The 12834-nt window shown below is 75.1% G+C and carries 5 protein-coding genes; all 5 read left to right on the plus strand.

The features are described from left to right. Nucleotides 1–2012 (plus strand): phosphopantetheine-binding protein (locus tag IEZ31_RS54450; RefSeq protein ID WP_229837283.1); only part of this gene is annotated, 2012 nt, incomplete at its 5' end. Between the two features lie 39 nt (nucleotides 2013–2051). Further along, nucleotides 2052–3263 carry an FAD-dependent oxidoreductase gene (locus IEZ31_RS54455; protein ID WP_190258058.1) on the plus strand — a complete coding sequence of 404 codons (1212 nt, stop codon included), beginning with the start codon at nucleotides 2052–2054 and terminating at the stop codon, nucleotides 3261–3263. Between the two features lie 64 nt (nucleotides 3264–3327). Then, nucleotides 3328–4863: a class I SAM-dependent methyltransferase gene (locus tag IEZ31_RS54460; RefSeq protein WP_190258059.1), complete on the plus strand. Its 1536-nt coding sequence runs from the start codon at nucleotides 3328–3330 to the stop codon at nucleotides 4861–4863. Between the two features lie 7 nt (nucleotides 4864–4870). Beyond that, entirely contained in the window at nucleotides 4871–5824 is a 954-nt protein-coding gene (locus IEZ31_RS54465; RefSeq protein WP_190258060.1) for an SDR family NAD(P)-dependent oxidoreductase, read from the plus strand. A gap of 123 nt (nucleotides 5825–5947) precedes the next feature. Beyond that, the coding region (locus IEZ31_RS54470) for a type I polyketide synthase (RefSeq protein WP_373294886.1) at nucleotides 5948–12834 on the plus strand (6887 nt) is incomplete at its 3' end.

Genomic DNA, 12834 nt, shown 5'->3' on the forward strand with positions numbered 1-12834 from the left:
CGGACGGGGTGCTCACGTCGATGATCGCGCTGACGGCTCCGGACGCGGTGGTGGTGCCGACGTTGCGGCCGGGGGACGGGCTGCTCAGTGCCGCGGCCGGGCTCCATGCCGCCGGGGTCGAGGTCGACTGGACCGCTGTCCTCGGGACGGCCGTCGCGCCGGTCGAGCTGCCGACGTACGCGTTCGAGCACGAGCAGTACTGGCTGAAGGCCCCCGCCGCCGCGACCGGCGCGGTCGACGGGCCGTTCTGGGACCTGGTCGAGCGGGGCGACGCCGCCGCCCTGGCCGAGACCCTGAACCTCGACGACCAGGACGCCGTCGGCGCGGTCCTGCCCGCCCTGGAACGCTGGCACCGAACCCGCCGAGAAGGTTCGGCGATCGACCAGCTGTGCTATAGCGAGGACTGGGAGCCCATCACCGCAACCGGCCGGCTCGACGGGATGTGGCTCCTGCACGCCGCCGCCGACGCGCCCGCCGGTCTGGCCACCGGCCTGCGCGCGGCGATGCTCCGCCACGGCGCCGCCGAGGTCCGGATCACGCCCGACCGGGACGGCCTCGGCGAGTACGCACGGCAGGCGGTTGGCGAAGGCCTTCAAGGCGTTGTCGTCGTGCCCGGTGCGAGCCTCGAGGACACGGTGGCGGTGCGCACGACGCTCGCCGAAGTCGCCACCGACACTCCACTTTGGATCGTCAACGGCGGCGCGGGTCCGGCCTGGGGGCTCGATCGGGCCTCCGTCATCGACTTGGCGGCCGATGTCGGCGCCGACGCCCTTGACCGGGTCGCCCAGTTGCTGGCCGGGCCCGAGGGTGAGGATCGTCTGGCGATCCGGGGCACGGAAGCGTACGTGCGTCGCATCCAGCGCCTCGACCCTGGAGACAGTGGCACACCGGTGATCCACGGTGCCGGCCTGGTCGCCGGTGACGACCCGGAGACGGCTCGGCGGCTCGCCCGCTGGCTCCGGGACCGTGGTGCCGATCCCGTCCTGACGGTCGATCCGGCCGATCCCGGTTCCTTTGCGGCCGTGGTCGGACACCACCCGGTAGCGGCCGTCGCGTATGCACCGGGCGCAGACGGCGGTGTTGCCGCGATCCACCAGAGCATCGCAACGGCCGCGATGCTGCGCGAGTTGGCGACCGAAACCGCGGTGCTCCTCACCGTCGCTCCCGGCGCCGGCACTCTGCCGGCTGAGACCACCGAAACCGAGGTCGCGGCGGCGGTTGGTGCCGCGCTGGCCGCGTGGTCCGAGCAAGGGCGGGCCGCGACCACCGTGTGGCTGGAGCCGGCGATCGTTGAGTCGCCTGAGCTGCTCGGGGCGGTGCTGGACCGGGCCGTGGGCTCCGGGCATTCGCGCATCCTTGCCGCTGACGTCGACTGGGAGCGGGCGATTGCCGACCGGCCCGCTCGCCAGTGGCGCCGGGCGTGGCTCGGGGTGCCGGAGGCGGCCGTGCTCATGCGGGCCGGGGACGGTGAGCCTGCCGTTACGTGGCGGGAGACCTACGCCGCCGCCGCGCCGGCCGAGCGCCCCGCTCTCGTCCGGGACCTCGTGCACGACCACGTTCGCCACATTCTGGGGCACCCGGGTGGGGTCGGTATCGACGCCGAGCGGGGGTTCCTGGAGCTCGGGTTCGCCTCGGTCACCGGGGTCGAGCTGAGCCAACGCCTAGCCGCCGCGGCCGGGGTCCGGCTGCCCGCCACGCTCATCTTCGATCATGCCACGGTCGCCGCCGTCGCCGAGTATCTGGCACGGCTCCTGGAAGAGCAGGCGGCCGGGCCCGGGGGCGGACCGGGCGCGGACGTCGACCGGCTCGAGCGCGCCCTCGCGGTACCGGGTCCGGAGCGGGACCGGATCGCGGCGCGGCTGGAGCGGCTGCTGTCGCGGTGGCGCGCCGCGGACACCGGTGCGGGCACGGCCGACGGAATACCCGACCTGGCATCCGCCGGTGTCGATGAGGTGCTGTCGTTCATCGACGACCTCGGGCTGTCGAGCACGTCCGACGGCCACCAGTTCTAGTCCTGCACGCAGTACCGACAAGGAAGCGGGAGCAGTCGCATGAAGGTAGTCATCATCGGCGCCGGGGTGGGCGGGCTGGCGTCCGCGATCGGCCTGTCCGCCGCGGGCCACGAGGTCCACGTCTACGAGCGGTCCGAGACCGTCCGGGCGGCCGGCAACGGCATGATCGTGTGGCCGAACGGCACCGGCATCCTGCGGGAGCTCGGCGTCCAGCCCGACGAGCTCGGCATGCGCATGGACATGGGCGAGCAGCTGCTGGACAACGGCACGAAGATCTTCTCGACCGACTACACCGATGTGGCGCAGTACTACGGTATCCCGATCATGCTGATCGGCCGGCAGCGTCTCGTCGAGCGGCTCGCCGGCGCGCTGCCCGAAGGGGTGCTGCACCTCGGCGCGAAGGTGACCGCGGTCCGCAACGTCAAGGCGCGCGGCGGCAAGCCGGCCGGTGCCGTGGCGACGTTCGAGGACGGCACCGAGGTCGAGGCCGACGTGCTCATCGGCGCCGACGGGCTCGGCTCGGTCGTCCGCCGGCACCTGCACGGCAACACCCCGGCCGCCTACACGGGCTGGTGCGCGTGGCACGGGGCGACGAAGGCGCCGATCGAGCTGACGGACCTGCCGAAGGTCCAGGCGTACTCCGGCCCGGCCGGTGTCGCCGCGCTGCACCCGATCGGTTACGGGCAGCTGTTCTGGGCGTTCGAGACGCCGTGGCGGGAGGGCCAGGTCCTGCCGGCGACGTCGCCGGCCGGCGACGCCGAGGCGCACCTGCTGCCCGCGGGCGGCTCCGTGGTGGAGAACCTGCGCACCCGCTTCAGCGCCTGGTCCGAGCCGGTGCCCCAGCTGCTGGAGTCCATCACCGACGAGGACATCAGCCTCTTCCCGTTCGTGCGGCACCGGGTGCCCCGGCAGTGGGGCAGCGGCCGCATCACCCTCGTCGGCGACGCCGCGCACGTCGTCGCGCCGCGCACCGCGCAGGGCGTGAACCAGGCCCTCGAGGACGCGTGGGTGCTGACGCAGACGCTGTCGGACAAGGGTGACCCGGCCGCGCAGCTGCGCCGCTACTGCAACACCCGCCGGTCGAAGATCCGCGCGCTCACCATCACCGCGAAGCTCATGGACAGCAAGGCCGGCCTGCAGTTCCTGGGGCTGCTGGTGAAGTACACCAAGCAGGACTCCGCCGAGTCGATCCGGCGCAACATGCGCCTGTACAGCAACTACCTGAAGAAGCCCGCGCCCCTATCCCAGTAGGGGTGCGCCACCTGCGCCCCCTAACAATCTGTCCGCCCCCGGGCCCTCTGCTTAGGATTCGACCATGCCGATCAGCGAAGAGATTTCTGCGTCCGGCGATACCTTGACGTTCGGCGAGGCGCTCGCCGCGTTCCGGGCGGCGGCCCCCGGTGAGCTCACGGCCGCCTTCTGGCCGCTGCTCGGCTCGGTGTGGCAGGAGGATGCCGCCGCGCCGGGCGGCACCGTCGGTGTCGCCCTCCCCGGCGCCGCCGCGGCCGTGCCGCAGCTCGTCGCCGCGCTCGACCCCGCCGACCCCCGGCGGGCCGCGCTCGCCGCGATCGTGCTGGGCCTGCTCGCCGACACCGGCGAGGTGCCCGTGCGCGAGCACCTCGGCGCGTTCCTCGACCACCTCACGGCCGGCGCCGCCGACGAGGGCCTGCGCTCGGCGCTGCTGTTCCTCGTCGGGAACTTCTCCGCCGACCGTGAGCGCATCCTGGCCGTCACCGCCGGCCTCGGCCTCGACAAGCACGAGGCCAGCCGCCTGGAGCGGTGCCTGACCCCCATCGACCCCGACGACGAGATCGGTGTCCTGCGGGCCGGGCGGACGTTCCCGTCCCCGGCCGTCTGGGACGTCGCCGACGAGGACCTCAAGCGGGCCGGTGGCTGGGCGACCTGGATCGGCCTGGACAGCGACACCGTGGCGAAGATGTGGGCCGTGGACACCGGCGCGCTGAAGGCCTACGAGTCGGGCCGTGCCCTGTGGCTGGCCGAAGGCGGCACCCTGCGACCCTACGAGCCGGCCGGGACGGTCGTCGTCAGCGAGCCCGAGCCGGGCCCCGTCGACTGGCGCACCGCCGTCGCCGGCCTGGGTGACGCGCTGCGCTGCCCGGCCTGCCGCGGCCCGCTCACCGTCACCGACACCGGTGTCGAGTGCGGTACGTGCGAGAAGGTGTACGCGGCTGGCTACGACGCCATCGACTTCATCCCCGAGATCCCCGACATCTACGACCCGTTCGTGCTGCCGGCCTATGGCCGCGGCATCCGCGAGGCGTACCTGCGGGTCATCGGCCGCAACTGGGGCGCCGTGCTGACCGCCGCGGAGGAGGACGAGTTCCTCGCCACGCACACCCACGCCGAGGACGGCCCGGTGCTGGACATCGGGCCCGACAACGGCAAGTCGACCAAGCAGCTCGTCGAGCGGTTCGGCGCCGGGCGGGTCGTCGTGCTGGACCAGTCCGGCCCGATGCTGCGCTTCCTGCGCGGCCGCTGGCCGCAGCTGTTCACGGTCCGGGCCATGTGCTACACGATGCCGTTCACCGAACACAGCCTCGGCGCCGTCAACTGCTGGAACGTCTGGCAGGGGGCCAGCGACAAGGAGTCGCTGCTGGCCGAGGTGGCGCGCTGCCTGCGCCCGGGCGGGACCCTGACGTTCCTGGCGTACCGCGCGGGCCGCGACCCGATCCGCCGGCACCAGCAGCAACAGCTGAACATGAAGACGATGGACCTGTTCGAGCCGGACGAGCTGCGAAGCTTCCTGGACAAGAACGGCTACACCGTCAGCGGCTACGCCGAGCGCGGCGACAACCTGATGCTCGTCGCCGCGACCCTGCGCCAGCGGTGAGCGGGGCATGACGATGGAATCGTTCGCGGGGAAGCTGGCCGTCGTCACCGGCGGCGGGTCCGGCATGGGGCGGGAGCTCGTCCTGCGGCTGGCCGCCGAGGGCTGCTCGGTCGCCTGCTGCGACCTCGACGACCGGGCCGCGGAGACCGCCGCGGCCGCGGTCGCCGCGGCGCCGCCCGGCACCCGGGTCACCGCGCACGCCTGCGACGTCTCCGACGAGGCGCAGGTGCTGCGGTTCCGCGACGAGGTCGCGCGGGCGCACCCCGGGGTGCCGCTGAATCTCGTGTTCAACAACGCCGGCATCGGCGGCGCCGGAAGCTTCGTCGAGGACTCCCGCGAGATGTGGGAGCGGGTCTTCGCGATCGACTGGTGGGGCGTCTACTACTGCACGCGCGCGTTCCTGCCGCTGCTGATGGCCGCCGACGAGGGCGTGCTGGTCAACACCAGCAGCATGAACGCCTTCTACCCGTCGCACGGCGTCGGCCGGCCGCTGACCGCCTACGGCTCGGCGAAGGCCGCGGTGAAGGCGTTCTCCGAGGCGCTCATCGACGACCTCGCCGAGCACGCCCCGCACGTGCGGGTCGCCGTGGTCATGCCCGGCCACATCGGCACCGACTTCTTCGCCAACAGCCGCCGCGCGCACGGCGAGCCCGACCCGGCAACGATGAGCGCGGCGGAGCTCGACGACATGCGGCCGATCCTCAAGAAGTACGGCGTCGCCGACGACGCCACCACCGAGGAACTGCGGGCGTTCATGCTGCGCCCGAACGAGCTGTTCCGCGAGATGGCACCCGTCACCGCCGCCCAGGCGGCCGGCATCATCCTCGACGCGGTGCGCGCCGGGCGCTGGCGGATCCTCGTCGGCGCCGACGCCGCCGACCTCGACGCCCGCGTCCGGGCCGACCCGGATGGCATGTTCTACGCCAAGGCCGAGCCGGTCACGGCGTCCACGGCCGCCTAGGCGGCCCGTCCTTCCACCAATACGAACCGCCCGGCCGGCGTCGCAGTCGACGCCGGCCCGGCTCGCCTTGTCTCGGGGTGCGCGATGACCAGGGAAGACGAACTTCTCGACTACCTCAAGCGCGTGACGGGCGACCTCCAGCGCACACGGCTGCGGCTGCGTGAGTTCGAGGCCGGCATGCGCGAGCCGATCGCGATCGTGGGGATGGGCTGCCGGCTGCCCGGCGGCGTGCGAACCCCCGACGACCTGTGGCGGCTGCTGGCCGACGGCCGCGACGCGGTGGGGCCGTTCCCCACCGACCGCGGCTGGAACGTCGCCGACCTCTACGACCCCGACCCGGACCGGCCCGGTCACACGTATGTGGCCGAGGGCGGCTTCGTCGACGGCGTCGCCGAGTTCGACGCCGGCTTCTTCGGCATCAGCCCGCGTGAGGCGCTGGCCATGGACCCGCAGCAGCGGCTGCTGCTGGAGGTGGCCTGGGAGGCGGTGGAACGCGCCGGCGTCGACCCGAACGCGCTGCGCGGCACTGACGGCGCCGTGTTCGTCGGCACGAGCATGCAGGACTACGCCCGGCTCGTGCTGCACGCCCCGCCCGGCATGGAGGGCTACTTCACCGCTGGCAACGCCTCCAGCCTCGTCTCCGGCCGGCTCGCCTACACCCTCGGCCTGACCGGCCCGGCCGTCACCGTCGACACCGCCTGCTCCTCCTCGCTCGTCGCGCTGCATCTGGCCGCGCAGGCGCTGCGCAACCGCGAGTGCTCCCTCGCGCTCGTCGGCGGCGTCATGGTGATGTCCACACCGGACGGTTTCATCGAGTTCAGCCGCCAGCGCGGCCTGGCCGCCGACGGGCGCTGCAAGTCCTACGCCGCGGCCGCCGACGGCACCGGCTGGGCCGAGGGCGTCGGCGTCCTCGTCGTCGAGCGCCTGTCCGACGCCCGCGCCAACGGCCACGACATCCTCGCCGTGGTCCGCGGCAGCGCCGTCAACCAGGACGGCGCCAGCAGCGGCCTCACCGCCCCCAACGGCCCCGCCCAGGAGCGGGTGATCCTGCAGGCCCTGGCCAACGCGGGCCTGTCACCGTCCGAGGTGGACGTCGTCGAGGGCCACGGTACCGGCACCCGGCTCGGCGATCCGATCGAGGCGCAGGCGCTGCTCGCCACGTACGGCCAGGGCCGGGACCAGCCGCTGTGGCTGGGGTCGGTGAAGTCGAACATCGGCCACGCCCAGGCCGCCGCAGGCGTCGCGGGCATCATCAAGATGGTCCTCGCGATGCGGCACGCCACCATGCCGGCGACGCTGCACGTCGACGAGCCGTCGGCGCACGTGGACTGGTCGGCAGGCCGGGTCGCGCTGCTGGACGCCGCCCGGCCGTGGCCGTCCGTCGGGGACCGGCCCCGCCGCGCCGGCGTGTCCTCGTTCGGCATCAGCGGCACCAACGCCCACGTCATCCTGGAGGAGGGCGACCCGGCCCCGGCCGCCGTGCCGGCGGGCGACGGCGCCGCCGCCTGGATCCTCAGCGGCCGGACCGAGGCCGGGCTGCGCGCCCAGGCCGCCCGCCTCGCCGACTGGGCCGCCACGACCACCGCGCCGCCCGCCGTCGCCGGTCTCGCGCTCGCCACCTCCCGCTCCCGCTTTCCGTACCGGGCCGCGGTCGCCGGTGCGAACCGCGACGAGATCGTCGCCGGGCTGCGCGCCCTGGCCGCCGGCGGCGCCCGGTCCAACCTGCACAGCGGCACCGGCCCGGCCCCGGGCCGGCTCGCCGCGCTCTTCTCCGGGCAGGGCTCCCAGCGGCCCGGCATGGGCCTGGCGCTGCACGGCGTGCTGCCCGAGTTCACCGCCGCCCTCGACGAGGTGGCCCGCCACCTCGACCCGCTGCTCGGCGTCCCGCTGCTGGAGGTCCTCGGCGACGAGCGGATCGGCTCCACGCGGTACACCCAGCCGGGCCTGTTCGCGGTCCAGGTGGCCTGGTTCCGGCAGCTTGCGGCCTGGGGCGTGCGGCCCGAGCTGCTCGGCGGCCACTCCATCGGCGAGCTCACCGCCGCCCACCTCGCCGGCCTGTGGGACCTGCCCGACGCGTGCGCCGTCGTCGCCGCCCGCGGCCGCCTCATGCAGGCCGCGACCCCCGGCGGGGCGATGCTCGCCGTCACCGCCACCGAGGCCGAGGTCGAGGCCGACCTGGACGGCCTGGCGGACCTGGTGGCGATCGCCGCCGTCAACGGCCCGGCGTCCATCGTGGTCTCCGGCGACGCCGACACCGTCGAGACGCTCGCCGCCCGGTGGCGCGACGCCGGCCGCAAGGTCCGGCCGCTGCGGGTCTCGCACGCGTTCCACTCCCCGCACATGGACGGCCTGCTCGACGACTTCGCGGACGTCCTCGCCGGCGTGCGGTTCCACGCGCCGCGGCCCGGTCTCGTCTCGAACCTCACCGGCGGCGACGCCACCGCCCTCGTCACCGACCCGGCCTACTGGACGCGGCACGCCCGGCACTCCGTCCGGTTCGCCGACGGCGTGCGCTGGATGGCCGCCCAGGGCGCCGGCATCTTCCTCGACATCAGCCCCGACGGCGTGCTCACCTCGCTGATCACCGGCGCGCTGCCGGCCGATCCCGCCCCGGTCGTGATCCCCGTCGCCCGCCGCGACCGGCCGGAGACGGCGACGCTGTTCGGCGCGGGCGCCGCGCTGGAGGCCGCCGGCGTGCCCGTCGACTGGCCCACGGCGCTCGCCTCCGGCTCCGCCGGGCACCGGGTCGAGCTGCCGACCTACGCGTTCGAACGGACCCGGTACTGGCTCGACGCCCCGCCGGCGGCCGCCGGCGACGTCACCGCCGCCGGGCTCGGCGCGGCCGCGCACCCGCTGCTCGGCGCCGCCGTCTCCCTGGCCGGCGGCCACGGCGTCGTGCTCACCGGCCGGCTGTCGCCCGCCACCCACCCCTGGCTCGCCGACCACGTCACCGGCGGCGCCGTCGTCCTGCCCGCCGCCGCGCTGCTGGAGCTCGCGATCCGCGCCGGTGACGAGGTCGGCTGCGGCCACGTCCGCGACCTGGAGATCGGCGCCCCGGTCGTGCTGCCCGACAGCGCGCCCGTCGCCCTGCAGGTCGCCGTCTCCGCCCCGGCCGGCGACGGCACCCGGCGGGTCACCGTCTACACCGGCGGCGACAGCGACACCGGCGACTGGATCGAGCGGGCGACCGGCACCCTGGCCCCGGCCGCCGAACCATCCACAGTGGACGCCGCCGCGCTTGCCGGCGCGTGGCCACCGCCCGGCGCCGAACCGGTCGCCGCCGACCTCGTCCGGGAGCGGCTCGCCGCGGCCGGCGCCGCCTACGGGCCCGCGTTCCGGGGCCTCACCGCCGCGTGGCGGCGGGGGGCGGAGCTGTTCGCCGAGTCGTCGCTGCCCGACGCGATCGCCGGGCAGGCCGGCTGGTTCGGCGTGCACCCGGCGCTGCTGGACGCCGCCCTGCAGCCGTGGCTGGCCGCCGAGGCCGACGGGCCCGCCGCGGCCCCGCGCACCGCCGCACACTTCACCGGCGTGCGCCTGCATGCGGGCGGTGCCGCCGTGCTGCGGGTGCGGATCGGGCCGGGCGCGAGCGGTACCAACGAAATCACCGCGGTCGGCGCGGACGGGGAGCCGGTCTTCACGGCCGCGTCGGTGCGGTCGCGGGCCCTGGACCCCGGGGAGCTGCGCGGCCGGGGCGTCGACGGGCTGTTCGCCACCGGCTGGACCTCGGTGTCCGCCCCTGCGAACGTGCCGAGCGTGGCCGTCGCGGGCGAGGACACCCTGGGTGCCGTCGCGGGCCTGGCCGCCGCGGGCATCGAGGTCCGGGAGGCCGGCACCGATCTCGTCGTGTACTGCGTGAGCGGCGCACCCTCGCCCGGGCCCACTGCGACGGCGCTGACCGGCCTGCTCACCGCCATCCAGGAGTGGGCGGCCGGCGAGCACCCCCCGTCGACCCGCCTCGCCGTGGTCACCCGCGGCGCCGTCGCCGCCGCGCCCGGCGACGCCGTCACCGACCTGACCGGCGCGGCCGCCTGGGGCCTCGTGCGCACCGCCCTCAACGAGCACCCGGACCGGTTCGTGCTCGCCGACCTCGACGACGACCCGGCCTCGTGGGCGCTGCTGGCCCGCGCCGCCGCCGGCGACGAACCACAGCTGGCGATCCGGGCCGGCCGCGCCCTCGCGCCTCGCCTCGAACGCGTCGTGGTGTCGACCGCCGCGGAACCGCCGGTGTGGGACCCGGACGGCACCGTGCTCATCACCGGCGGTACCGGCGGGCTCGGCGCCATCGTGGCCCGGCACCTCGCCGCCGCCCACGGCGTCCGGCACCTGATGCTCGTCTCCCGGTCCGGGCCCCGCGCCGCGGGCGTCGACGCCCTCGTCACCGACCTGGCCACCCTCGGCGCCCACGTCACCGTCGCCGCCTGCGACGTCACCGACCGCGACGCGCTCGCCGCCCTGCTCGCCGGCATCCCGGACGATCGGCCGCTGCGCGGCGTCGTGCACGGCGCCGCCCTCGTCGACGACGGCGTCGTCGTCGCCCTCACCGAGGACCGCCTGCGGCGGGTCCTCGCCCCGCAGGCCGCCGGCGCCTGGCACCTGCACGAGCTGACCGCAGACCTGCCGCTGACCGCGTTCGTCCTGTTCTCCGGCGCCGCCGGCATCTTCGGCGGCCCCGGCCAGGCGAACTACGCGGCCGGCAACGCCTACCTCGACGGCCTCGCCCGGTGGCGCCGCGACCACGGCCTGCCCGCCGTCTCCCTGGCCTGGGGCCTGTGGGCCGAGCCGACCGGCATGACCGCCCAGCTCAGCCACACCGACCTGGCCCGCATGGCCCGCGCCGGCAGCGGCGCGCTGTCCACCGTGGACGGCCTGGCGCTGCTGGACGCCGCCCTGGCCACCGGCGCGGCCACGCTCGTCCCGGCCCGCATCGACGTGCCCACCATCCAGGCCACGGCCACCGCCGACTCGGTGCCGCCGATCCTGCGCGGCCTCGTCCGCGTCCCGGCCCGCCCCGCCGCCGGCGCCAGCCGTGCCGCCAAGTCGTCCCTGGCCGGCCAGCTCGCCGGCCAGGAGCCCAGCGAGCAGCGGCGCGCCATCCTCGACCTCGTCCGCGCCCAGGCCGCCGTCGTGCTCGGCCACGCCTCCGCCGACGCCGTCGAGCCCGGCCGGGCGTTCAACGAGATGGGCTTCGACTCCCTCACCGCCGTCGAGCTGCGCAACGGCCTCGGCACCGCGGCCGGGATGCGGCTGCCGGCGACCCTCATCTTCGACTACCCGACGCCGGCCGAGGTCGCGGAGTACCTCTTCCGGCAGGTCTTCGGCTCGGCCCGCACCGTCGCGGTCCGCGCCGCCGTCGGCGTCGACGAGCCGATCGCGATCGTCGGCATGGCCTGCCGGATGCCCGGTGGCGTCGCCAACCCCGGCGACTTCTGGCGGCTCGTCGCCGACGGCCGTGACGGCATCGCCCCGTTCCCCACCGACCGCGGCTGGGACCTGGAGCACATCTACGACTTCCCGACCGACGAGCCCGGCCGCCGCTTCACCACCGAGGGCGGCTTCATCTACGACGCGACCGACTTCGACGCGGCGTTCTTCGGCGTCAGCCCGCGTGAGGCCCTTGCCATGGACCCGCAGCAGCGGCTCATGCTCGAGGTGTCGTGGGAGGCGGTCGAGCGCGCCGGGATCGACCCGGTCACCCTGCGCGGCAGCGCCACCGGCGTCTTCGTTGGCACCTACGCCCAGGACTACCAGAGCCTGCGCCCGTATGTGCCGGCCGACGCCGAGCTGTACATGGGCACCGGCACCGCGGCCAGCGTCCTGTCCGGCCGGCTCTCCTACGTCCTCGGCCTCAACGGCCCGGCCGTCACCGTCGACACCGCCTGCTCCTCCTCCCTGGTCGCCCTGCACCTGGCCGCGCAGGCACTGCGCAGCGGCGAGTGCTCTCTCGCCCTGACCGGCGGCGTCGCCGTCATGTCGGTGCCGGCCGGGTTCGTCGAGTTCGCCCGGCAGGGCGGCCTCGCCTCCGACGGTCGCTGCAAGTCCTACGCCGGGGCCGCGGACGGCACCGGGTGGGCCGAGGGCGTCGGCGTCCTGCTGGTGGAGCGCCTCTCGGACGCCCGCCGCCTCGGCCACCGCGTCCTGGGCATCGTCCGCGGCTCGGCCGTGAACCAGGACGGCGCGTCCAACGGCCTGACCGCGCCCAACGGTCCGTCCCAGGAGCGGGTGATCCTGCAGGCGCTGGCCAATGCCAGCCTGTCACCGTCCGACGTGGACGTCGTCGAGGGCCACGGTACCGGCACCCGGCTCGGTGACCCGATCGAGGCGCAGGCGCTGCTGGCCACGTACGGCCAGGACCGGGAAGAGCCGCTGTGGCTCGGGTCGGTGAAGTCGAACATCGGCCACGCCCAGGCCGCGGCCGGCGTCGCCGGCGTGATCAAGATGGTCCTCGCCCTGCAGCACGAGACCATGCCGCCCACCCTGCACGTCGACGAGCCGTCGCCGGAGGTGGACTGGTCCGCCGGCAACATCTCCCTGCTGACGTCGCCGCGCCCGTGGCCGCGGACGGATGGCCGGCCGCGGCGGGCGGGTGTGTCGTCGTTCGGGATCAGCGGTACCAACGCGCACGTCATCATCGAGGAGGGCGACGTCACCGCGGCGCCGGACGCCCACGAGGGTCCGACGGCCTGGATCGTCTCGGCGAAGTCGGAGCGGGCCCTGCGGGCGCAGGCGGCGCGGCTGGCCGACTGGGCCTCGCAGACCGGCCCCGACCTCCACGACACGGCGGTTGCACTTGCTACGCGGCGGTCCCGGTTCGCGCACCGGGCGGTGGTGACCGGTTCGGACCTCTCCCAGCTGGTCGCTGGCCTGCGTGATCTGGCCGTCACCGGTGCGGGTGTGTCGGGTCCGGTGGCGGTGCTGTTCTCCGGTCAGGGGTCGCAGCGTGCCGGGATGGGCGCGGATCTGCCGGGTCTGGACGAGGTCCGCCAGCACCTGGACATCCACCTCGGCGACCG

Origin of the sequence: Dactylosporangium sucinum (genome assembly GCF_014647515.1) — a bacterium.
Classification (GTDB): Bacteria; Actinomycetota; Actinomycetes; order Mycobacteriales; family Micromonosporaceae; genus Dactylosporangium; species Dactylosporangium sucinum.